Source organism: Inquilinus sp. Marseille-Q2685 (assembly GCF_916619195.1).
Taxonomy (GTDB): Bacteria; Pseudomonadota; Alphaproteobacteria; order DSM-16000; family Inquilinaceae; genus Inquilinus.
The window spans coordinates 215,570-237,723 of record NZ_CAKAKL010000009.1; the positions used below are offsets into that span (position 1 = coordinate 215,570).

The window sequence follows — 22,154 nt, forward strand, 5'->3', positions numbered from 1 at the left end:
GCCTCAGGTCCCCCGCGGCTTGGCCCGGGCGGTGGCCGGGGCGGCCAGCGGGTCGTCGGGCCAGGGGTGGCGGGGATAGCGGCCGCGCATGTCGCGCCGCACCTCGGCATAGCTGCCGGCCCAGAAGCCGGCGAGGTCGCGGGTCACCTGCAGCGGCCGCCCGGCCGGGGACAGCAGGTGGATCGCGACCGGCACCCGGCCGCCCCCGACGCGCGGCGTCTCGGCTTGGCCGAACATCTCCTGCAGCTTCACCGCCAGCACCGGCTGGGCCGGGTCGGCATAGTCCAGCGCGGCGCGCCGGCCGCTGGGGATCGGGATCGCGGCGGGCGCCAGCGTGTCCAGCGCGCGCTGCCGCTCCCAGCCCAGCGATGCCGCGAGGATCTGCGCCAGGTCCAGCCGGTCGAGGTCGCCGCGCCGCCGCATCCCGCCGAGATACGGCCCCAGCCACTCCTCCAGCGTTTCGACCAGGGCGGCGTCCGACCAGTCGGGCCAGGCCTCGCCCTCCAGCGCCCGGGCGAAGTCGACCCGTTGGCGCAGCGCCACCGCACCGTCGCGCCAGGGCAGGGCGGCGAGGCCGAGCCGCCGCACCCCCTCCAGCAGCGCCGCGGCGACGGACGCCGGATCGGGGTTCGGCAGCGCCGCGTCGGCCAGCACCAGCGCGCCCAGCCGGCGCTGGCGGCGGGCGGCCACGGCCTGCTCGGCCGCATCCCAGGAGACCGTCTCGACCCAGGCGATGCGGTCGCCCAGCACCGCTTCCAGCGTCGCCTCGTCCAGCGGCGCCGCCGTCAGGATGCGGGCCTCGCGCCCGGCGTCGTCGGTCTCGGCGACCGCGAGGTATTCGGCGCCGGCAAGCGGATCGCCCTCCCGCAGCGCGGCGCCACGGCCATTGGCCAGGAGGAAGCTGCCGCGCCCGCCCGGGCGGCGCCTGGCCACGCGGTCGGGATAGGCCAGGGCCAAGAGGGCGCCGGCATCCTCCGGCCCGCCGCCGGAGCCGAGGCCGAAGCGCCGGGCGATGTCGCGCGCCGCCTCGCGCAGCCGGGCGACCGCCGGGTCGCCGCGATCGCGACGCAGGGCTTCGAGCGAGGCGCGCAGATCGGTCTCGGATGACGGCCGGCGGCCCTCCAGGATGGCCGCCAGCTCCGCCGCCGTGCCGCCGACGCCCTCGGCCTTGGCGCGCAGCACCATGTGGGCGAGGCGGGGATGCAGCGGCAGCCGGGCCATCGCCTTGCCGTGCGCCGTCGGCCGTCCGTCCGCATGGATGGCCCCCAGCTCGGCCAGAAGCTCGCGCGCCTGGGCCAGCGCCGCGGCCGGCGGCGGGTCCAGCCAGGCCAGGCCGCCGCCGCCCCAGAGGGCCAGCTCCAGCGCCAGCGGCGCCAGGTCGGCGACCAGGATCTCGGGCGGGTCGAAGGGCGCCATGGCGCCTTCGCCGGCCTTGGCCCACAGCCGCCAGCACACGCCGGGCCCGGTGCGGCCGGCGCGGCCGCGGCGCTGGTCGGCGGCGGCGCGGGCGATGGTCACCGTCTCCAGCCGGCTCATGCCGGTGCGCGGGTCGAAGCGCGGCGCCCGGGCCAGGCCGCTGTCGATCACCACCCGCACGCCCTCTATGGTCAGGCTGGTCTCGGCGATGTTGGTCGCCAACACCACCTTGCGCGTCCCGGCCGGCGCCGGGCGGATCGCCTGGTCCTGCGCCGCGGCCGGCAGGTCGCCATAGAGCGGCGCTACGATGACGCCGTCGCCGAGGCCGGCCAGCCTGGCCTGCACCCGCCGGATCTCGCGCGCGCCGGGCAGGAACACCAGCAGGCTGCCCGTCTCCTCCGCCAGCGCGTCGCGCACCGCCCGGGCGACGGCATCCTCGATCGCCTCGCCGGGCCGCGGCGGCACATGGCGGGTCTCCACGGGGTAGGCCCGACCCTCGGAGGTGACGACCGGCGCGTCGCCCAGCAGGCGCGCCACCGGCCCGCCATCCAGCGTCGCCGACATCACCAGCAGGCGCAGGTCGCCGCGCAGCTCGGCCGTCTCCAGCGCCAGGGCCAGGCCGAGATCGGCGTTCAGGCTGCGCTCGTGGAACTCGTCGAAGATCACGGCGCCGACGCCCTCCAGCGCCGGGTCGTCCTGCAGCATCCGGGTCAGGATGCCCTCGGTCACCACCTCGATCCGGGTGTCCGGCCCGATCCTGCGGTCCATGCGGATGCGGTAGCCGACCGTGCCGCCGACCGTCCCGCCCAGCAGCGAGGCCATGTGGCCGGCGGCGGCGCGGGCCGCGATCCGCCGCGGCTCCAGCATGATGATCCTGCCGCCGCCCAGCCAGGGCTCGCCCAGCAGCGCCAGCGGCACCCGCGTGGTCTTGCCGGCGCCGGGCGGCGCCTGCAGCACGGCGCGGCCGCGCTCGGCCAAAGCGGCGCGCAGCGGCGGCAGCGCCGCATCGATCGGGAGAGGGGGCAGGGCCGGGGTCACGGTGCTCTTGGGAAAGCCTCGGGAGGCCTATTCCTGCACCAGGTGCGACGCCCGCTCCAAGGCTAATAGCCGAGCGTCACCATCGAGTAGATGTCGCTGCCCATCTCGACCGCGTTCAGCACCGGGGTCCGGCGGCCGCCCGAGACGGTGCCGCGCACCACGATCGGCCGGCCGGGAGCCAGGCGGCTGCGGTCGGGGTCCATCGCCAGGGCGAAGGCCGGGGAGAAGCGGATCACGGTCTTGTCCTTCAGGATCACGCCGTCGGGCCGGCCGGAGGCGTCGGACAGCACGAAGTCGATCAGGCCGCTTTTCTCGGTCAGCATCGGCCGGGCCGGGACATAGACGGTGGTCGCCGGTGGCGCCGCGATCACGGTGACGGGCGCCGGTGCCGGCGTCACCTGCGCCGGCGGTGCGGGGTGGGCGGCGCGCGGAGGGCCGCGGCGACCGTCACCGGCGGGGCGGCTCCGGCCACGCGCGGCGGCGCCGTCACGACGGGGGTGGGCGGGGAGGCCGGGACGGTCCGCGGCGGCGCATAGGTCACTGTGGGCGGCGGGGACACGGGGGCGGGCGCGGTCGCGATCACCCGCGGCGCGGTGTAGGCCGGCGGCGCGGCCGCCGGCCGTGGCAGGGGCTCGACCCGGACCGACGCGGCATGCTGCGCGGTCTCGGGCTCGGTCGGATAGGCCCAGGGCGTTGTGTCGGAGCAAGCGGCCAGGCCGGCTGCGGCCAGGGTGGCCGCAACGACCATGCGGGAAACGCTGTCTCTCATCTCGAACGCCCTCACTGCTCGCAGCCGCCGGTCGGTACGGTGCCGGCTTCAATACGGAAGTATGACTCAATTTCTCATAAACAGGTGTGGAACATTCGGATATCGAAAACGCTTGCCGCCGCGAGAAGAGAAGGGGGCCATGCGCGGAACCGGCTTGCACCCCCGGGATGCGGCGGGTAGAGGACGCGATCCCCGTTCATCCGTCATGCCGTTTCCTGCCCTGGAGTCCCGATCATGTCCGACAGCGTCGAGAGCGTCCGCGCCCCGCACGACGATGCCGACAACCCGCTGAAGACGCCGCGGCTGGAGAAACTGCGGGCGCTGCGGGCGAAGGGGATCGACCCCTACCCCTATCATTACGAGAAGACGGCGGACGCCGTCGGGCTGCAGGCGCGCTATGCCGAGCTGCCGGCCGAGGCGGAAAAGCCGGAGGACGTGGTCCGCATCGCCGGCCGCATCCGGGCGTACCGCAACAGCGGCATGTTCATCGACCTGCACGACGTCAGCGGCAAGATCCAGGTGTTCTGCCACAAGGACTATGCCGACCCGGCGACGCAGGAGCTGGTCGGGCTGCTCGACATCGGCGACCTGATCGGCGTCGAGGGCTTCATCCGCCGCACCAAGCGCGGCGAGCTGACCATCAACGCCCAGCATGTCGACCTGCTGGCCAAGACGCTGCTGCCGCTGCCGGAGAAGTATCACGGCCTGACCGATGTCGAGGCGCGTTATCGCCAGCGCTATCTCGACCTGATCATGAGCGAGGAGAGCCGCGAGACCTTCCGCGCCCGCAGCCGGATCGTCGCCGACATCCGCCGGCTGATGCAGGATCGCGGCTTCCTCGAGGTCGAGACGCCGATGCTGCACCCGATCCTGGGCGGCGCCTCGGCCCGGCCGTTCGTGACGCATCACAACACGCTCGATATGGACCTGTACCTGCGCATCGCGCCGGAGCTGTACCTGAAGCGGCTGATCGTCGGCGGCGTGTCGGAGCGGGTGTTCGAGATCAACCGCAACTTCCGCAACGAGGGCATCTCGACCCGGCACAATCCGGAGTTCACGATGCTCGAGCTGTACCAGGCCTATGCCGACTACACCGACATGATGGCGCTGGCCGAGGACATCTTCGCCGCGGCGGCGAAGGCGGCGACCGGCGGCACCACCGTGACCTTCGGCGAGCACCAGATCGAGTTCGGCGGCCAGTACCGCCGCGCCCCGATGACCGAGCTGGTGAAGGAAGCGACCGGCGTCGACTTCCTGCAGATCGAGGGCGCCGAGGCCGCGCGGGAAGCCGCTCGGGGCCTTCAGCTCAAGGTCTCCGGCAAGGAGAATTGGGGCCAGGTGGTGGAGCTGGTGTTCGGCGAGACGGTCGAGCACACGCTGATCCAGCCGACCCATGTCACCGACATGCCGAAGGAGATCTCGCCGCTGGCCAAGGCGCACCGCACCGACCCGCGCCTGACCGAGCGGTTCGAGACCTATGCCAATGGCTGGGAGATCGCCAACGCCTTCTCCGAGCTGAGCGACCCGCAGGACCAGTATGAGCGCTTCGCCGCCCAGGTGGCGGCGCGCGACGCCGGCGACGACGAGGCCCAGATGATGGACCGCGACTACGTCACCGCCCTGGAATACGGCCTGCCGCCGACCGGCGGCATGGGCATCGGCATCGACCGGCTGGTGATGCTGGTCACCAACTCCGCCTCGATCCGCGACGTCATCCTGTTCCCGACCCTGCGGCCCAGGAAGTAGGGGCGTTCGGGCGGCCCTTCCATCCTCCCCCTCCCCTTGCGGGAGGGTAGGGGAGGGGGCTCTCGGCCCGATCCAGGCTGGCCACACCCGACGCCGTTTTCTGACTGACCATTTGCGCGCGGACGCGCGCAGACCCCCCTGCCCCCCTCCCGCAAGGGGAGGGGGAGAGTGAAAGCCTGGGCGGGCTGGTGATTGATGTTGCCAGGGCCATTGCTTGTCCGTCACTTGAAATCCCGGCTCTTCAGCGTCACCCGGTGGCCGCGTCCGGCGGCGGCGCGGGGGCGGCCCTGGGGCGCGGGGTCCAGCACGACCTGGTCGGTGCCGCGGGCCAGGACCGGCAGCTGGTCGCTCCAATCGACGAAGCGCTCGGCCACCACATGGATCACCATGTGCTCGCCCTCGCCCACCTTCTGCACCCGGCCTTCGCAGGCCAGCAGGCGGCCGGCATAGACGGCGCGGCGGTGCTGCTCCGACACATGCGACCAGACCACGATGTTGGCGGCGCCGCTCTCGTCCTCGACGGTGACGAAGATGGTGCCGTTGGAGGTCTGCGGCCGCTGCCGGAACAGCACGATGCCGGCGACGCGGATGCGCGCGCCGTCGCGGGTCTCGTCGTCGCGCAGGCTGCGCGCCGGGACGATGCCGAGCCGATTGAGCACCGGGCGCAGCAGCGCCAGCGGATGCCGCGTCAGCGACAGGCCGATGGTGGCATAATCCTCCAGCACCTCGAGGCCCGGCGGCAAAGGCGGCAGCTCTGCTTCCTGCTCCTCGAACAGCGCCAGCTGGGCGGGCCGGGCGGCGAACAGCGGCAGAGCCTCGCCTTCCACCCCGGAGACCGCCCATAGCCCCTGCTGCCGGTCGAGGCCCATCGACCCGAAGGCGGCGGCCTCGGCCAGCCGGTTCAGGGCGCGGGCGGAGACGCCGGCGCGGCGGGCGAGGTCGGCCGGCGAGGCGTAGCCGGCGCCGCGCCGTTCCACGACCCTCTGGCCCTCCTCCTCGTTCAGCCCCTTCACCAGGCGCAGGCCCAGGCGCACGGCATGGTCCTCGCCGCCGGTGGGTTCCAGGGTGCAGTCCCAGTCGCTGCGGTTGACGTCGACCGGCCGGATCTCGACGCCGTGCTCGCGTGCGTCGCGCACCAGCTGGGCCGGGGCGTAGAAGCCCATGGGCTGCGAATTGATCAGGGCGCAGCAGAACACCTCGGGGTAATAGTGCTTCACCCAGGCGCTCTCATAGACCAGAAGCGCGAAGGAGGCGGCATGCGCCTCGGGGAAGCCGTAGCTGCCGAAGCCCTTGATCTGGCTGAAACAGCGCTCGGCGAAGTCGCGCTCATAGCCGTTGGCGACCATGCCCTCGACGAAGCGCTTCTCATATCGGCCGATGGTGCCTTCGTTCTTGAAGGTGGCCATGGCCCGCCGCAGGCTGTCGGCCTCGGCCGGGCTGAACTTGGCGGCGACGATGGCCAGCTTCATGCCCTGCTCCTGGAACAGCGGCACGCCTTTGGTCTTCTCCAGCACCTCCCGGAGCTCGTCCTTCGGGTAGGTGATCGGCTCGATGCCATCGCGGCGGCGCAGATAGGGATGCACCATGTCGCCCTGGATCGGGCCGGGGCGGACGATCGCGACTTCGATCACCAGGTCGTAATAGGTCTGTGGCTTCAGCCGCGGCAGCATCGATTGCTGGGCCCGGGATTCGACCTGGAACACGCCGATCGAATCGGCCCGGCTCAGCATGTCGTACACGGCTTTGTCGGTCGGCCGGCGGCCCAGCTTCGGCCGTTCGCGGAAGTCCTCCGGATAATGCGCGTGCATCAGATCGAAGCAGCGTTTGAGCGCGGAGAGCATGCCGAGCGCCAGCACGTCGACCTTCAGCATGCCCAGCGCTTCGATATCGTCCTTGTCCCAGCAGATGACGGTGCGATCCTCCATCGCTGCATTCTCGATCGGCACCAGCTCGTCCAGCCGCTTGCGGGCGAAGACGAAGCCGCCGGTGTGCTGGCTGAGATGCCGGGGAAAGCCCATCAGCTCGAAGGCGAGATCCAGGGTCAGGCGCAGTCGGGGATCAGTCGGATCCAGCCCGGCCTCGCGCACCTGGCTCTCGTCCAGCCCGTCCATGCTCCATCCCCAGATCGAGCCGGTCAGGGCACTGACCATGTCCTCCGACAGGCCCATCGCCTTGCCGACGTCGCGCAGCGCGCCACGGGTGCGGTAGCAGATCACGGTGGCCGTGAGGGCGGCGCGATCGCGGCCGAACGTCTCATAGATGTGCTGGATCACCTCCTCGCGCCGCTCGTGCTCGAAATCGACGTCGATATCGGGCGGCTCATGCCGCTCCTCGCTGATGAAGCGCTCGAACAGCAGGTTGACCTCGGTCGGGTTCACCGCCGTGATTCCCAGGCAGTAGCAGACGATGCTGTTGGCGGCGGAGCCGCGGCCCTGGTTCAGAATGCCTCGGCTGTTCGCGAAGGCGACGATGTCAGCCACGGTCAGGAAGAAAGGCGCGTATTCGCGCCGGCCGATCAGACCCAGTTCCTTTTCGATCTGGCTGTGCAACTCGGCCGGCACGCCTTGCGGGTACAGCCTGGCCGCACCCTCCCAGGTCAGCCGTTCCAGACGATCCTGCGGGGGTTCGCCGTTCGGCGTGATCTCCTCGGGATACAGATATTTCTTGGACAGCTCATCCAGGTCGAAGCGGCAGCGCTCGGCGATCTCGATCGTCCGCTCCAGCGCATAAGGATGATCGCGGAACAGCCGCGCCATCTCGTCGGGCGTCTTCAGGTGCCGCTCGGCATTGGCCTCCAGCCGCCAGCCGGCATTGTCGATGGTGCAGTGCTCGCGGATGCAGGTCAGCGCGTCCTGCAGCCGCCGCCGCTGCGGCACGTGATACAGCACGTCGTTGGTGGCGACCATCGGTGCTCGGGTGCGGAAAGCCACCTCCCGCAGCTCCTCCAGCCGCCGCGCATCGTCGCCGCGATAGCGGTGGCTGGCCGCCAGGAAGACCCGCTTTCCCATGTCCGAGCGCAGCCGGTCGAGATGCGCGACGAAGCCGCCGTCGATCCGGTCGGGCGGCAGCACCGCCAGGACTTGGCCGTCGCTGAACGGCAGCAGGTCGGCGTGGTACAGCAGGCATTCGCCCTTCTTCGCCCGGAGATTCCCCTGGGTCAGCAGCCGGCACAGCCGGCCATAGGCGTCGATATCGGTCGGATAGCACAGCAGGCTCGGCGCATCGACGAAGTCCAGCCGGCAGCCAACGATGTAGGGGATGCGGCAGGCCTTCTGCCGGTTCTGGTCGCGATTGGCGGCGATATGGCCGCGCACGATCCCGGCCAGGCTGTTGCGGTCGGTCACCGCGATGGCGGACAGGCCCAGCAGGATCGCCGTCTCCACCAGCTCCGCCGGATGCGACCCGCCGCGCAGGAAGGAGAAGTTGGTGGTGACGTGCAGCTCGGCATAGGCGGTCATGGGACGGCCCTCCGCCAGGATTCCTTACCGAGTCCCCCCTCCCCTTGCGGGAGGGGGGCAGGGGGAGGGGTCTGCGCGCGTCCGCGCGCGAAAGGGATTTTTTCAGAATCCTCCTCACCGTCATTGCGAGGAGGCGAAGCCGACGAAGCAATCCAGAGGCCGTTGCGTGGGGTCCCTGGACTGCTTCGCTGCGCTCGCAATGACGGTGAGGGAGCAACGCTCTGCGGATACAGGCGCTGACGATATCGCGCCGCCGGCTCGGGACCCCGACAACCCCTTCTACCCCTCCCGCGAGGGGAGGGGGGACTCAAAATATGCAGCGCTCTGAGGACCACCCCGGCCATCAGTCGAACATCCCGTGCAGGTACCAGCGGGCGGTCTCGCCCTCGCGGTACAGACCGGCGCGGTAGAGCCAGAAGCGGCGGCCGGTCTCGTCCTCCACCCGGTAATAGTCGCGGATCATATCCGGCTCCGCCCGGTCCTGCGGCCGGGCCTGGCGCCACCATTCATAGGCGATGCGCTCCGGCCCGTCGGCACGGCGCACGCGGTGGGTCTTGCCGGCCCATTGGAAGCTGGTCGGCGGGTCGTCCGGGATCTGGGCGATCGCCTTGATCGGCTCCGGCCGGCGCAGGAGGCGCAGAGGGCGGATCCAGCTGGACGGCCAGGGCTTGCCCTGATCCGGGGCCAGCGGCGGGCGGGGGGCGACGCAGCGCTCGGGCAGGTGGCGCTCCACCGCGGCCGGACGCCAGATCCGGTCGAAGCCGATGCGGTTGCCGACGATGTCGACGAAGCCGGCCAGATCCGCGATCCCGGCGCTTTCGCCCTCCAGCGTGCTCAGGCCCGATTGGCGTCCCGCCACCGGCGCCACCCGGTCGGCGCGCAGCGTCGCGACCTCGATGCCGAAGCCGGGGTCGACCCGGTCCAGCCGGTCGGCCAACAGGCGCCCGACCCGCGCCGGGTCGCGCACCGGCAGGGCGGTGCGGATGGCGATGGTCTGGCAGCGGCCGTCGACCCTGTGGAAGGCGGCGATGAACTGCGCCGCGCCCATCATCCGCGCCTCCAGCCGGGCGCAGAGATCGGCGGCCAGCGCGGCGATGGCGCGCTGCAGGTCCTCCGGCGTGCCGATCGGCTCGGCGAAGGCCAGGCGGGCGAACCAGGGTGTCGGCGGCCGGCGGAAGCCGACCGTCTCCTCGGCCCGGCCCAGCGCCTGGTCCAGCCGCAGCAGCGGGCCGGCGCCGAAGCGGCGGGCCAGGCCGGCGCGCGGCGCCGCCAGCAGCTCGCCGATCCGGGTCAGGCCGATCCGCCGCAGCGCCGCGACCTCGTCCTCGCCCAGCCGCAGCGCCGCCATCGGCAGCGGGGTCAGGGCCTCGTGCTCGGTGCCGTCCGGCAGGATCCGCCGATCGGCCCGGTCGTAATGCGCCAGCGCCCAGGCGGCGCCGAAGCTGCCGGCGACGGCGATGCGGGCGGGCAGGCCCCGGCGTTCCAGCCGCCCGGCCAGGTCGGCCAGCAGCCCGTCCTCGCCGCCCCAGAGATGGGCGCAGCCGGTGATGTCGAGCCACAGCCCGTCGGGCGGGCAGGGGGCGACGGCGGGGCTGTAGCGGCCGGCCCAGCGCACCAGCCGGGCCAGGGCCCGGGCATCGGCGGCAGGATCGGCCGGGACCAGGGCCAGCGCCGGCAGCACGGCGCGGGCGTCGGTCGCCTTCTGGCCGGGCCGGATGCCGGCGGCCCAGCCGCGGCCGTCCACCGCCACCACCTGGCGCCGCTGCTCGACGGTCTCGACGATCGCGACCGGCTCAGCCGGCCAGGCGTCGGGAGGCGTGGTCAGCCGCAGCCGCGTGATCGGCCAGTTCGGCAACCACAGCGAGACGATCCGTCCCATCCTCGGTCTCCACGATCCAGCGGCCGGGCCGGCCGCCGCGGCTGTGGGTCAGAGCCAGCTCCCAGCGCGCCGGGCCGACCCAGGCGGTGGCACCGCCGCTCGGCGCCGGGGCCACGGTCCAGCGCGTCACCGCGGCGCTGGCAGCGGTGCGGCCTGGCCGCAGCGCGACCGGCCGGCGCTGCAGCAGGAAGGCGGTGGTGCCGTGCGCCTCGCAGGCCAGCTGCAGCCGCCGCTCGGCTAAGAGCTCGGCCCGCGCCGCCTCGGCCAGCACGGCGCCGAATCCGCGGGTGCGCAGCGCCTCCTCCGCCACCGCCAGGACGCCGGTCTCGTCGCGCGGCCGGACCAGGACCAGCCGGTCGGGATCCAGCCCCAGCGCGGCCAGGGCCGGCGGGTACAAATCGTCGGCCGCGGCGCACCACAGCACCGGCCCGCGCTTCTGCAGCCGGGCCAGGAGCCGCGCGGAAAAACCGGTGGCCGCCGCCCCGGCCGGATCGTCGCCGGCGCCGGCGATCCGGTGCAGCCGGCCGAGCGCCAGCCCGCCGCGCGGCAGGCGGTCATCGATCGGAGGCAGGGCGAGCGGCAGGACTCCCGGCTCCTCGACAGCGGATCCGTACCGGTTCAGGCGCTCGCGCAGGGCAGCGAGGGCGGACATGGCGGGGCATGGTTGTTCCGTATTTGTTCCAATATGAATCCACCGCCGAGCCCGAGAGTCAAGCCGGGTTGGGCCGCCCCATGAATCCGGGCGGCCCGCGGTCAGGCTGCGCGGGTGCCGGGCAGGAACAGCCGGACCGGCCGGATCTCGTAGCCGCCGGCGCCGGGATTGGCCTGCGCCAGGTCCTGGGCGATGGCCACCGCCTCGTCCCGCGACTCGCAGTCGACCACGTAGAAGCCGAGCATCTGCTCCTTGGTCTCGGCATAGGGGCCGTCGATCACCAAAGGCGGCTCATGGCCCTTCATCAGCGTGGTCGCGGCGCTGGTGAAGGCCAGCCGCGCCGCCGGGCCGAGCCTGCCCTCGGCGGCCAGCCGACGGTGGACGACGTCGAGCCGGGCCATGACCGCGTCGTCCTCCGCCTGGGTCCAGGCGCCGACGGCCTCTTCCGAGTTGTAGCAGAGAATGGCGTAGAGCATCCGGGCCTCCCCTTCCCGTGTCCGGGCGGGAGTATGCCTGAGTCGGGCTGCGCCGGCATCCCGGCTGGCGGTCAGGGCGTCGGCTGCACCACCACGGCGCCGGGGGCCACGGTCACGGCCGTGCCGCCGGCCGCCGGCAGATAGGCGCTGGTCATGACGTCGACCTTGTCGGCGCGGATCGTCTCCAGCGTCTGGCACAGCGACCATTTCGCGGTCGGGCCGGAGACGGTGACGCGGTCGCCGATCCGGACCGGGACGGGCTTGCCCTGGATCGCCACCTCGCTGCCGTCGTCGCGGCGCAGCACGGTGCAGGGCCGGCCGACCTGGAGCGTGCCGGTGTAGACGACGCTGATGCCGTCATGCCACTGGGTCGACACCTTCGGGAAATCGTAGGGCGGGATCTGGGCCTGCTGCTGGGCGGTCTGGCAGGCGCCCAAGAGGGTCGCCGCGGCGAATGCGATGAAGAGGGTCGGCGAGGGGCGATGACGGGTCGACAACACGCGCTCTCTTTCTCGTTTTGGCGGCGGAATCATTTCTTCCAATACGGTTTCTTCCATACAGGCGAAGCGGGGCCGCCGTCCAGCCGGCGTTACAAGCGAAGGTTCCGGACCAAAGACGGGTTATTTCAGACCGGATTGCGGGGACTTTGTGATCCGGTGTGTCCTAACCTCTGGAATTGTCTGACGAAATCGTCCGGGAATGCCCTCGAACCGTCACGGTTCGGCGGTTTCCTTTTGCCCGGGTTGATTGTATGCCCTTGGGGCCCTGATGCGGCCCGACACGGTTTCGAGAGGGGCCGGGCCGCACGCTCTCTGGAGTCTGCAGGATGTCGAAGGCCGATCAGCACAAGGCCGAAATCGTCGATGGCGTCGTGGCCCTGGCCAAGCAGCGGCTCGACCCGGCGAAGGGAGGAATGGCCGAGCGGTTCACCCGCCTGTACTTCCGCAACGTGCCGCCGCACGACGTGCTGCGCGAGGGCACGGACACCCTCTACAGCGTCGCCCTCGGACTGCTGCAGTTCGGCGGCGAGCGCCGCAAGGGCGAGGTCAAGATCCGGATCTTCAACCCGGTCTATGACGATTACGGCTGGCGCAGCCCGCACACCGTGATCGAGATCATCAACGACGACATGCCGTTCCTGGTCGATTCGGTGACCGCGGCGCTGTCCGAGCTGGGCCTGACCGTGCATCTGGTGGTCCACCCGATCCTGGCTGTGACCCGCGACGCCCAGGGCCGGCTGACCGATGTGCAGGATCCGGCGGAGGCGCCCGAAGGCACGCCGGCCGAGAGCTTCATGCATGTCCAGATCGACGAGCGCACCGACCAGGCGACGCTCGACCGGATCGCGGCGACGCTGCGGGCGGTTCTGGCCGATGTCCGCGCCGCGGTCGAGGACTGGGGCGCGATGCGCCAGCAGATCCGCGCCGTGCTGGAGGAGCTGGACCACGAGGCGCTGCCGGTCGACCCGGGCGAGACGCGCGAGATCATCGCCTTCCTGGAATGGCTCGAGGACGACCACTTCACCTTCCTGGGCTATCGCCGCTACGACTTCGCTCGCACCGAGGACGGGCTCGAGATCGCGATCGTGCCGGGCAGCGGCCTGGGCATCCTGCGCCAGCAGGATGTCTCGGTGTTCGACGGCGCCCGCCGCTACGACCGGATGTCGGAAGAGGCGCAGTCGATGCTGCGCAGCACGGCGCCCTTGACCGTCACCAAGGCCAGCCTGAAGGCGACGGTGCACCGGCCGGTGCATCTCGACGTCTTCACCGTCAAGATCTTCGACGAGGCCGGCGAGGTGGTGGGCGACCACATGTTCGTCGGCCTGTTCACCTCGGTCGCCTACAGCCGCAGCGCCCGCGACATCCCCTATCTCAGGGCCAAGGTCAGCCGCACCCTGGCACGCGCCGGGCTGGACCCGCGCAGCCATGACGGCAAGGCGCTGGGCCATATCCTCGACACCTATCCGCGCGACGAGCTGTTCCAGATCTCCGACGAGCAGCTGCTCGACATCGGCATGGGCATCCTGCACCTGCAGGAGCGGCAGCGGACGGCGCTGTTCGTGCGCCGCGACCCGTTCGGGCGCTTCGTCTCCTGCCTCGTCTACGTGCCGCGCGACCGCTACAACACCGATCTGCGCCACCGCATCCAGAAGATCCTGCAGAAGGCGTATGGCGGCCCGGTCACGGCCTTCACCACCCAGATGACCGAAGGGGCGCATGCCCGCGTCCACTTCCTGATCAAGACCGAGCCCGGCCAGGGCACCGACGAGCCGGTCGACGTGATCGAGGAGCGGCTGGTCGAGGCCGGGCGCAGCTGGTCCGACCTGCTGCAGTCGGCCCTGGTCGAGAAGAAGGGCGAGGAGCAGGGGCTGATCCTGCTGCGCCGCTACGCCGAGGCCTTCCCCGCCGGGTATCGCGAGGAGACCACGCCGGCCGCGGCGATCGTCGACATCGAGCGGATCGAGGAGATCGACGAGGACGGCGAGATCGGGCTGCACCTGTTCCGCCCGATCGAGGCGGCGCCGAACGAGCTGCGCTTCAAGCTGTACCACCGCGGCACGCCGGTGCCGCTGTCCGACGTGCTGCCGATGCTGGAGCATCTGGGATTCAAGGTGGTGTCGGAGCTCCCGACCGAAGTCAACATCCAGGCGATCGGCCAGGCCCACGGGCCGGTCTGGATCCATGATTTCGAGATGCGCAGCCGCAGCGGCGACCCGATCGACCTGAACCGCCTCAAGGCCGTGTTCCAGACCGCCTTCGAGCGGATCTGGACCGGCGACATGGAGGACGACCGGCTGAACCGGCTGGTGCTGGCCGGCGGGCTCGACTGGCGGTCGATCACGCTCCTGCGCGCCTACGCCAAGTTCCTGCGCCAGGCCCGCTTCGCCTTCAGCCAGGAGACGATCGAGGACACGCTGGTGGCGCATCCGGAGATCACGCGGGCGATCGTCCGCATGTTCGCCACCCGCTTCGACCCGGACCTGACCGGCGACCGCGAGGTGGCGATCCGCGGCCTGCTGGTCGAGATCGAGCACGCGCTGGACGCGGTGACCAACCTGGACGAGGACCGCATCCTCCGCCGCTACCTGAACCTGGTGCGGTCGACGCTGCGCACCAACTACTTCCAGACCGACGGCCAGGGCCGGCCGAAGCCGTATCTGTCGCTGAAGCTGGACAGCCTGTCGGTCGAGGAGCTGCCGTTGCCGCGGCCCTGGCGCGAGATCTTCGTCTACAGCCCGCGCATGGAGGGCGTGCATCTCCGTGGCGGCAAGGTCGCCCGCGGCGGCATCCGCTGGTCCGACCGGCGCGAGGATTTCCGCACCGAGATCCTGGGGCTGATGAAGGCGCAGATGGTGAAGAACACCGTCATCGTGCCGGTCGGCTCGAAGGGCGGCTTCGTGCTGAAGCGGCCGCCGGCCCCCTCGGCCGGGCGCGAGGCGTTCCAGGCCGAAGGCGTCGAATGCTACAAGATCCTGATGCGCGGGATGCTCGACATCACCGACACCATCGTCGGCGGCGAGACCGTGCATCCGGAGCGCGTGGTCCGGCATGACGAGGACGATCCGTACCTGGTCGTCGCGGCCGACAAGGGCACGGCCACATTCTCCGACATCGCCAACGGCGTCAGCCAGGACTACGGCTTCTGGCTGGACGACGCCTTCGCGTCGGGCGGCTCGGCCGGCTACGACCACAAGAAGATGGGCATCACCGCCCGCGGCGCCTGGGAATCGGTGAAGCGCCATTTCCGCGAGCTGGGCACCGACATCCAGAGCCAGGACTTCACCTGTGTCGGCGTCGGCGACATGTCGGGCGACGTGTTCGGCAACGGCATGATCCTGTCCGAGCACACTCGCCTGCTCGGCGCCTTCAACCACCTGCACATCTTCGTCGACCCGGACCCGGACGCGGCGACCAGCTTCGCCGAGCGCAAGCGACTGTTCGACCTCGGCCGCGGCTCCTGGGACCAGTACGACGCGGCGAAGCTGTCGCCCGGCGGCGCGGTCTATGAGCGCAAGGCGAAGTCGGTGAAGCTGTCGCCCGAGGTCCGCGCCCGCTTCGGCATCGAGCGCGAGACGGTGACGCCGAACGAGCTGATCCAGGCGATGCTGAAGGCCGAGGTCGACCTGTTGTGGTTCGGCGGCATCGGCACCTATGTGAAGAGCAGCCGCGAGAGCCACGCCGATGTCGGCGACAAGGCGAACGACGCGCTGCGCATCAACGGCCGCGACGTCCGCGCCCGGGTGATCGGCGAGGGCGCCAATCTCGGCGTCACCCAGTTCGGCCGCATCGAATACGCCCGCATCGGCGCCGGCGGCTCGGGCGGCAAGCTGAACACCGACTTCATCGACAACTCGGCCGGTGTCGACACCTCGGACCATGAGGTCAACATCAAGATCCTGCTGGGCGCCGTGGTCCAGGCCGGCGACCTGACGCTGAAGCAGCGCAACCAGGTGCTGGAGAGCATGACCGAGGAGGTCGGCCAGCTGGTGCTGCGCGACAACTACCTGCAGAGCCAGGCGCTGTCGCTGGCGGTCGGCGAGGGCTTCGAGGTGCTGGACCAGCAGGCCCGCTTCATGCGCGGGCTGGAGAAGGCGGGCCGGCTCGACCGCGTGATCGAGATGCTGCCGACCGACGAGGAGCTGACCCAGCGCTCCGGCAACCGCGAGGGGCTGACGAGGCCGGAGCAGGCGGTGCTGCTGGCCTATGCCAAGATCACCATCTACGACGCGCTCCTGGCCAGCGACCTGCCGGACGACCCGGCGCTGGTCGACGACCTGGTGCTGTACTTCCCGACGGCGCTGCGCGAGCGGTTCAAGGACGCCATCCCGCACCACCGGCTACGGCGCGAGATCGTCGCGACGCACGTCACCAACAGCATGGTGAACCGGGTCGGCGCCACCTTCGTGTCGGAGCTGGCGGACAAGACCGGCATGGGCGTGGCCGATATCGCCCGCGCCTATCTGATCGTGCGCGACAGCTTCAGCCTGCGCGACATCTGGGCGGCGGTCGAGGCGCTGGACAACAAGGCCCAGGCGCAGGCCCAGATCCGGGCCATGCTGGCGACGCGGCGGCTGATCGAGCGCAGCGTCGCCTGGATCCTGCGCCAGCAGGGCCGCGGCCTCGACATCAGCCAGGACGTGGCGCATCTCAAGCCCGGCCTGGCCGAGCTGGAGAGCCAGCTGGACGCCGCGATCTTCGACGACGCCCGCGCCGTGATCGACGCCCGCGCCCGGGGCTTCGTCGAGGCCGGCTTCCCGGAGGATCTGGCCCGGCGCGTCGCCCGGCTGAACCTGTGGGCGGCGGGGCTGGACATCATCCGCATCGCCGACCAGGCCGGGCGCGGCGTCACCGAGGTCGCTTCGGTCTATTTCGAGGCCGGCCGCCGGCTGGGCCTGGCCTGGCTGCGCGACGGCGCCAGCCGGATGCCGGCCAGCAACCACTGGCAGAAGCAGGCGGTGGGGGCGATCGTCGACGACCTGTACACGCTGCAGGCCGACTTGGCGGTCCGCGCCCTGCAGGACGCGCCGGCGGGCGCCGCCGGGGCCGATGTGGTGGAGGCCTGGGTCGGCCACCGCCGCGCCCCGGTGGACCGGATCGACCAGCTGGTCTCCGAGCTGAAGGCGCTGGACCAGGTCGACCTGTCGATGCTGGCCGTCGCCAACCGCAACCTCCGCGGCTTGGCGACGGGGTGAGGGCGGAGGCGCCCTTACTCCTCGTTCATAAGGGTATGTCTTTTTTAGTCCCCTCTCCCCTTGCGGGAGGGGGACTCAAAGAAGTCGCGTCGAAGAGCTACTCCGCCCGCAGCAGTTTCTGCAGCGGGGCGGCCTGGCGCAGGATCGGCGACTTGATGACGATGTAGCTGAAGTACTTCTCGATGCCGAGCCGCCGGTCCAGCAGCGCCTCCATCACCTGCTGGTAATGGGCGATGCTGCGGGTCAGGAAGCGCAGCAGATAGTCGTAGCCCCCGCTGACCATGTGGCACTCCAGCAACTCCTCGACCGTGGCCAGGCCGGCCTCGAAGCGGATGAAGTCCTCGCGCCGGTGGTCACTCAGCGTCACCTCGGTGAACACGGTCACGGTCTCGGTCAGCTTCGCCAGGGCGATGCGGGCGCCGTAGCCGGTGATGTAGCCCGCCGCCTCCAGCCGCTTCACCCGCTGCAGGCAGGGGCTGGGCGACAGGCCGACCGCGTCGGCCAGCGCGGCGTTGGTGATCCGCCCGTCGGCCTGCAGCCGGGCCAGGATGGCGATATCGATCCGGTCCAGCTTCGGCGCGCCCGTCATCCTTCCCTCGTTCAACCCGTGCCGGCAGCACCCGGGGTCTCGCCCGAACGTCGATCCGGTGAGTCAGCTGGCGTGGTTTCCGAGAACCGGAGCGCAGCGGACATAGGTCCGTGAGCACCGGAAGCGCAGGAAACCGCGTCAGATGGCCGCCGGGCGGCGTTCGGGCTAGCCCCGCAGCGCCTCCTGGTGAGCTTTGGCAAGTTCCGCCATGCTGGTGAAGCGGAAATCGACCTTGGGCTCGGTCGCCGGCTTCATGGTGGCGCCGAAGCCGCCCTCGGCGTGGCGGCGGTGGATCCAGCAGGTGGCCAGGCCCGCCGCCGTCGCCGGCTCGTGGTCGTGGAACAGGCTCTCCGCCGTGTGCAGCACCTCGCCCTTGGCGATGCCCATGCCGCCCAGCTTCTCCAGCATGTAGTCGAAGTTGCGCGCCGACGGCTTGTAGCTGCCGATGTCCTCGGCGGTGAAGATGGCGTCGAACTCGACCTGCAGCCGGACGTTGCTCAGGGCGAAGCTGGCATTGTCGACATTCGAGAGGATCGCCAGCTTGTAGTACTTCTTCAGGTACTGCAGCGCGCCGGCGGTGTCGGCGAAGGCCGGCCAGTCCTTGATCGAGCGGCCATAGGCCAGCGCCTCCTCCCAGCTCGCCGCCACGCCCCACTCCTCGGCCAGGCGCTTGTAGACGATCGCCAGCAGCTCGCTGTAGCGCCGCGCCGGGGTCCAGCGCTGCTGCGCCGATTCGTGCCGGGCATGGGCCTCCAGGATCTGGTCGCGGGTCAGCGGCGCCTTGGCGCGGGCGGTCAGCGGCGCCAGCCCGTTGACCATGCCGGTCTCCCAGTCGATCAGCGTGCCGTAGCAGTCGAAGGTCAGGATCTTGAAGTCGGTCAGCTTCATGGCGGGTCTCCGGTTTCGGTCTCCCCGATTATCCGCGGCCGCGCCGGCAGGGGCTGCGCATTCGCGTTCCGCGGCCGGCAGAGGCTGGCGCGGCGCGGCCGTCCGGCAGCAGAAAATGCCGAGTCGCAGCCGGTCCGGGATGGGTGTCGCAGCCGCGTCATGGCGTGTCGGCTCTGGAGCGTGCGGGGCCGCGGAGTCGCGCCATGATCCCCGCCAAGAGGTGCCGGCCGATGCCGCCGATCAGAAGCGGCGGGCCGGAGAATTGGGAAGCCGGTGAGACTCCGGCGCTGCCCCCGCAACGGTGACGGCGGTGAAGGTGCGGCAGGGGCCACTGGAGCGATCCGGGAAGGCGCCGCACCGGGCCGGGAAGCCCGCCGGAGCCCGGAAACCAGCCTCGACGGAGTCTGTTCGGTGATCGCGGTGGGCGGTCGGCGGGCATGTTCGCGACGGGCCGGTCCGGTCCCCGAGCGCGCGTACCCGGATGCCACATCTGCGACCGTGCCCAGAGGAGAGGATCGGGTATGGAAGCGCGTTCGGCCATGTTGATGGATCTGCTCTCCCGCGCGCCGGGCTTCAGCCTGAAGCGGGATTTCTACACCAGCCCCGCCTATCACGCTCTGGACCTGGAGCACATCTTCTACAAGGAGTGGCTGTTCATCGGCCATGCCTGCGAGGTGACGCGGCCGGGCGATTTCCTGACCGTGCAGATCGGCGAGTATCCGGTGATCGTGGTGCGCGGCCGCGACCGCGCCATCCGCGCCTTCCACAATGTCTGCCGCCACCGCGGCTCGCGCCTGTGCACCGACGAGCGCGGCTCGCGTCCTCGCCTGGTCTGCCCCTATCACCAGTGGACCTACGACCTCGAGGGCAAGCTGATCTTCGCCCGCGACATGATGGACGCGATCGACCCGGCCGAATTCGGGCTGAAGCCGGTGGCCTGCCGCGAGGTCGGCGGCTGGATCTTCCTGTCGCTGGCCGACCAGCCGCGCGACTTCGAGCCGTTCCGGCGCATGGTCGAGCCCTACATGGCGCCGCACTTCCTCTCCGAAGCCAAGGTCGCCCACAGCTCGACCATCGTCGAGCGCGGCAACTGGAAGCTGGTGATGGAGAACAACCGCGAATGCTACCACTGCTCCGGCAACCATCCGGAGCTGTGCCGCGTCTTCTCCGACCAGCCGACCCTGACCAGCGGCCAGAAAGGGATGGAGGAGAACCCGGAGATCCTCGAGCACTGGCAGAGCTGCGAGGCGATCGGCCTGCCCAGCCGCTACCAGATCTCGGACGACATGCAGTACCGGGTGATGCGGGTGCCGTTCATCAACGACGCCCATTCGATGACCATGAGCGGCCAGCCGGCGGTGAGGCGCCTCCTGGCCGACTTCCCGACCACCAGGCTGGGCTCGATGCTGCTGTACCACTACCCGAACAGCTGGAACCACCTGCTGGCCGACCATGCGCTGAGCTTCCGCATCCTGCCGATCAGCCCGACCGAGACCGAGGTCACCACCAGATGGCTGGTGCACAAGGACGCGGTCGAGGGTGTCGACTACGACCTGCAGGCGCTGACCGAGGTGTGGACCGCGACCAATGACGAGGACCGCCGCATCGTCGAGGAGAACCAGCGCGGCATCCTGTCCCCGGCCTATGAGCCCGGGCCGTATTCGCGGATGCATGAGGGCGCGGTGATCCAGTTCGTCGACTGGTACGCCGACACCATCACCCGCCGGCTCGGCGGCGGCACCGCCGCCACCCCGATCCGCGACGTGGCGTAAGGGCGGCGGGACGTGCCCGGCCCTCTGACCGCCACGCCGAAGCTGTGGAACGCGAAGACCGCGCGGCTGCGCTGCATCGGCATCCGCGAGGAGGCGCCGGACGTCCGCACCTTCCGCTTCGAGGCGGAGGACGGCAGCTGGTTCTCCTACCGCCCCGGCCAGTTCGTGACGCTGGAGCTGCCGGTGGGGGCGGAGCCGGTGCTGCGCACCTACACCCTGGCCTCGACCCCGTCGCGGCCGCACCACGCCAAGATCACCGCCAAGGTGCAGCCGGGCAGCGTCGCCACCCGCTGGCTGTTCGACCGGCTCAAGGTCGGCGACGCGCTGACGGCGCATGGCCCATCCGGCCGCTTCTCGCTGCTCGACCACCCGGCCGAGCGCTACCTGTTCCTGTCGGCCGGCAGCGGCGCCACGCCGATGATGTCGATGGCGCGCTGGCTGTTCGATACCGCGCCGCAGACCGACGTGGTCTATGTCCATTTCGCCCGGCGGCCGCAGGACCTGCTGTTCCGGTCGGAGCTCGGCTACATGGCCGAGGCGGCGTCCGGCCTGCGCCTGCGCTTCGTCGTCACCGGCGCGCCGGCGGGCGAGGGCTGGGCCAGCGGCCGGCTGGAGCGGGCGCTGCTGTCCGCCCTGTGCCCGGATTTGGCCGGGCGGACGGTGTTCTGCTGCGGCCCGGACCGGTTCATGGACGCGGCCAGGCGCGTGGCGGGCGAACTCGGCGTGCCAGCGGCGCGCTGGCATGAGGAGAGCTTCGGCGCCACCCCGGCGCCAGTGCCCGTCGCGGCCCCGGTCGCGCCGCCGCCCGCGCCGGCGGGGGAGGGGATGCAGGTAGCCTTCACCCGTTCCGGCCGCAGGGCGGCGGTGCTGCCGGGCCAGACCGTGCTGGAGGCGGCGGAGGGCTGCGGCCTGCGCATCCCGACCGCCTGCCGCCAGGGCCTCTGCGGCACCTGCCTGGTGCGCAAGCTGAAGGGCGAGGTGCGGATGGAGCACAATGGCGGCATCGCCGACGACGAGATCGCCGAAGGCTGGATCCTCGCCTGCTGTTCCCAGCCCGAGACCGCGCTGGTCGAGGTGGAGGTTTAGCCGGCTACAGCCGCTCCGCCGCCGCGACCACCTTGGCCAGGAAGGCGTTGCGGTCGGCGTCGCTGGCCCGGTTCATGCCGTAGAGGGCGAGGTAGCGCACCGGCGCCCAGGGGCGGATCAGTCCGCGCAGCCAGCGCCGCACCAGCTTGCGCGGCGGGTCGCCCATCAGCAGCGACGCCCAGCGCGTGCCGCCATAGGAGACCACGGCGGTCAGACTCCGGATGTGCTGCAGATTCGGATAGGCCCGGCCGTCGCGCATGACAAAGGACACGCCGGGCAGCATCACCCGGTCGAACCAGCCCTTCAGGATCGCCGGGAAGCCGAAATTCCACACCGGCGCCATGATCACCAGCGCCTCGGCCCGCAGCAGCCGGTCGACATGGGATTCCACCGGCCGGCGGTTGGCCGACAGATCGTGGTACTGCAGCCGCTCCTCCCGGGTCAGGATCGGATCGAAGCCCGCGGCATAGAGGTCGCAGTCGTCGACCTCGTGCCCGGCCCGACGCAGCGCGTCGACCATCGCCTGGTGCAGCGCGGCGTGGAAGCTGGTCTCGACCGGATGCGCGAACAGCACCAGCACGCGCATCGGTCAGGTTCCGCCGGGCGGAGAGGCCGGAGCCGCCCCCTCACCCGAAATCGCTGCGCGATTTCGACCTCTCCCCGGGGGAGAGGTGAACGAGTGCCGCGTCTCTT

15 protein-coding genes and 1 riboswitch are annotated in these 22,154 nt (G+C 71.0%); of the genes, 4 read left to right on the plus strand and 11 right to left on the minus strand.

Going from position 1 to position 22,154, the window contains the following annotated elements; translation table 11 throughout:
- Nucleotides 1-3: 3 nt before the first annotated feature.
- The 3 genes from hrpB to LG391_RS29965 all read right to left on the minus strand — a co-directional run bounded on the left by hrpB (nt 4) and on the right by LG391_RS29965 (nt 3,223).
- Complete coding sequence (hrpB, locus tag LG391_RS29955) at nt 4-2,454, minus strand: ATP-dependent helicase HrpB (RefSeq protein WP_225771971.1); 2,451 nt, start codon at nt 2,452-2,454, stop codon at nt 4-6.
- Between the two features lie 62 nt (nt 2,455-2,516).
- Nucleotides 2,517-2,852: a hypothetical protein gene (locus LG391_RS29960; RefSeq protein WP_225771973.1), complete on the minus strand. Its 336-nt coding sequence runs from the start codon at nt 2,850-2,852 to the stop codon at nt 2,517-2,519.
- Entirely contained in the window at nt 2,849-3,223 is a 375-nt protein-coding gene (locus LG391_RS29965; protein ID WP_225771975.1) for a hypothetical protein, read from the minus strand. The genes LG391_RS29960 and LG391_RS29965 overlap by 4 nt, the downstream gene beginning before the upstream one ends.
- A 234-nt stretch (nt 3,224-3,457) precedes the next feature.
- Between LG391_RS29965 and lysS the strand changes: the two genes are divergently transcribed.
- Nucleotides 3,458-4,969 (plus strand): lysine--tRNA ligase, encoded by a 1,512-nt coding sequence (lysS, locus tag LG391_RS29970; RefSeq protein ID WP_225771977.1) that lies wholly within the window; start codon nt 3,458-3,460, stop codon nt 4,967-4,969.
- A 221-nt stretch (nt 4,970-5,190) separates the two neighbouring features.
- Here the strand turns inward: lysS and LG391_RS29975 are convergent, their stop codons facing one another.
- From LG391_RS29975 to LG391_RS29995, 5 genes are all read right to left on the minus strand, one after another.
- Nucleotides 5,191-8,427: an error-prone DNA polymerase gene (locus LG391_RS29975; RefSeq protein ID WP_225771979.1), complete on the minus strand. Its 3,237-nt coding sequence runs from the start codon at nt 8,425-8,427 to the stop codon at nt 5,191-5,193.
- Nucleotides 8,428-8,770: 343 nt separating this feature from the next.
- Nucleotides 8,771-10,306 (minus strand): DNA polymerase Y family protein, encoded by a 1,536-nt coding sequence (locus LG391_RS29980; RefSeq protein WP_225771981.1) that lies wholly within the window; start codon nt 10,304-10,306, stop codon nt 8,771-8,773.
- Entirely contained in the window at nt 10,221-10,958 is a 738-nt protein-coding gene (locus LG391_RS29985; protein ID WP_225771983.1) for an ImuA family protein, read from the minus strand. The genes LG391_RS29980 and LG391_RS29985 overlap by 86 nt, the downstream gene beginning before the upstream one ends.
- A 101-nt stretch (nt 10,959-11,059) precedes the next feature.
- A complete protein-coding gene (locus LG391_RS29990) occupies nt 11,060-11,434 on the minus strand; it encodes a YciI family protein (protein WP_225771984.1) in 375 nt (124 codons plus the stop codon).
- 71 nt (nt 11,435-11,505) lie between these two features.
- A complete protein-coding gene (locus LG391_RS29995) occupies nt 11,506-11,931 on the minus strand; it encodes a DUF5818 domain-containing protein (RefSeq protein WP_225771986.1) in 426 nt (141 codons plus the stop codon).
- A 329-nt stretch (nt 11,932-12,260) separates the two neighbouring features.
- On the opposite strand from LG391_RS29995, the gene LG391_RS30000 reads away from it, so the two are divergent.
- Nucleotides 12,261-17,126: an NAD-glutamate dehydrogenase gene (locus LG391_RS30000; protein ID WP_225771988.1), complete on the plus strand. Its 4,866-nt coding sequence runs from the start codon at nt 12,261-12,263 to the stop codon at nt 17,124-17,126.
- Nucleotides 17,127-17,223: 97 nt separating this feature from the next.
- On the opposite strand, the gene LG391_RS30005 is transcribed toward LG391_RS30000, so the two are convergent.
- Both LG391_RS30005 and LG391_RS30010 read right to left on the minus strand, forming a co-directional pair.
- A complete protein-coding gene (locus LG391_RS30005; protein WP_225771990.1) occupies nt 17,224-17,715 on the minus strand; it encodes an Lrp/AsnC family transcriptional regulator in 492 nt (163 codons plus the stop codon).
- Between the two features lie 165 nt (nt 17,716-17,880).
- Nucleotides 17,881-18,603, minus strand: a complete 723-nt coding sequence (locus tag LG391_RS30010) for a haloacid dehalogenase type II (protein ID WP_225771992.1) — start codon at nt 18,601-18,603, stop codon at nt 17,881-17,883.
- A 201-nt stretch (nt 18,604-18,804) separates the two neighbouring features.
- Nucleotides 18,805-19,015: riboswitch (cobalamin riboswitch) on the plus strand.
- Nucleotides 19,016-19,124: 109 nt separating this feature from the next.
- On the opposite strand from LG391_RS30010, the gene LG391_RS30015 reads away from it, so the two are divergent.
- Both LG391_RS30015 and LG391_RS30020 read left to right on the plus strand, forming a co-directional pair.
- Nucleotides 19,125-20,375, plus strand: coding sequence for an aromatic ring-hydroxylating dioxygenase subunit alpha (locus LG391_RS30015; RefSeq protein ID WP_225771994.1), 1,251 nt, complete (start codon nt 19,125-19,127; stop codon nt 20,373-20,375).
- Nucleotides 20,376-20,387: 12 nt separating this feature from the next.
- The gene (locus LG391_RS30020) at nt 20,388-21,461 is read left to right on the plus strand and encodes a hybrid-cluster NAD(P)-dependent oxidoreductase (RefSeq protein WP_225771996.1); all 1,074 of its coding nucleotides are present in this window, start codon (nt 20,388-20,390) and stop codon (nt 21,459-21,461) included.
- A gap of 4 nt (nt 21,462-21,465) precedes the next feature.
- Here the strand turns inward: LG391_RS30020 and LG391_RS30025 are convergent, their stop codons facing one another.
- Nucleotides 21,466-22,047, minus strand: a complete 582-nt coding sequence (locus LG391_RS30025) for an NAD(P)H-dependent oxidoreductase (protein WP_225771998.1) — start codon at nt 22,045-22,047, stop codon at nt 21,466-21,468.
- Nucleotides 22,048-22,154 lie beyond the last annotated feature (107 nt).

What these genes read in the sequence shown, in the direction of transcription:
- LG391_RS29965 (WP_225771975.1), bottom strand. Translation starts at nt 3,223, where the DNA reads ATGAGAGACAGCGTTTCCCGCATGGTCGTTGCGGCCACCCTGGCCGCA.
- lysS (WP_225771977.1), top strand. Translation starts at nt 3,458, where the DNA reads ATGTCCGACAGCGTCGAGAGCGTCCGCGCCCCGCACGACGATGCCGAC.
- LG391_RS29975 (WP_225771979.1), bottom strand. Translation starts at nt 8,427, where the DNA reads ATGACCGCCTATGCCGAGCTGCACGTCACCACCAACTTCTCCTTCCTG.
- LG391_RS29980 (WP_225771981.1), bottom strand. Translation starts at nt 10,306, where the DNA reads ATGGGACGGATCGTCTCGCTGTGGTTGCCGAACTGGCCGATCACGCGG.
- LG391_RS29985 (WP_225771983.1), bottom strand. Translation starts at nt 10,958, where the DNA reads ATGTCCGCCCTCGCTGCCCTGCGCGAGCGCCTGAACCGGTACGGATCC.
- LG391_RS29990 (WP_225771984.1), bottom strand. Translation starts at nt 11,434, where the DNA reads ATGCTCTACGCCATTCTCTGCTACAACTCGGAAGAGGCCGTCGGCGCC.
- LG391_RS30000 (WP_225771988.1), top strand. Translation starts at nt 12,261, where the DNA reads ATGTCGAAGGCCGATCAGCACAAGGCCGAAATCGTCGATGGCGTCGTG.
- LG391_RS30005 (WP_225771990.1), bottom strand. Translation starts at nt 17,715, where the DNA reads ATGACGGGCGCGCCGAAGCTGGACCGGATCGATATCGCCATCCTGGCC.
- LG391_RS30010 (WP_225771992.1), bottom strand. Translation starts at nt 18,603, where the DNA reads ATGAAGCTGACCGACTTCAAGATCCTGACCTTCGACTGCTACGGCACG.
- LG391_RS30015 (WP_225771994.1), top strand. Translation starts at nt 19,125, where the DNA reads ATGGAAGCGCGTTCGGCCATGTTGATGGATCTGCTCTCCCGCGCGCCG.
- LG391_RS30025 (WP_225771998.1), bottom strand. Translation starts at nt 22,047, where the DNA reads ATGCGCGTGCTGGTGCTGTTCGCGCATCCGGTCGAGACCAGCTTCCAC.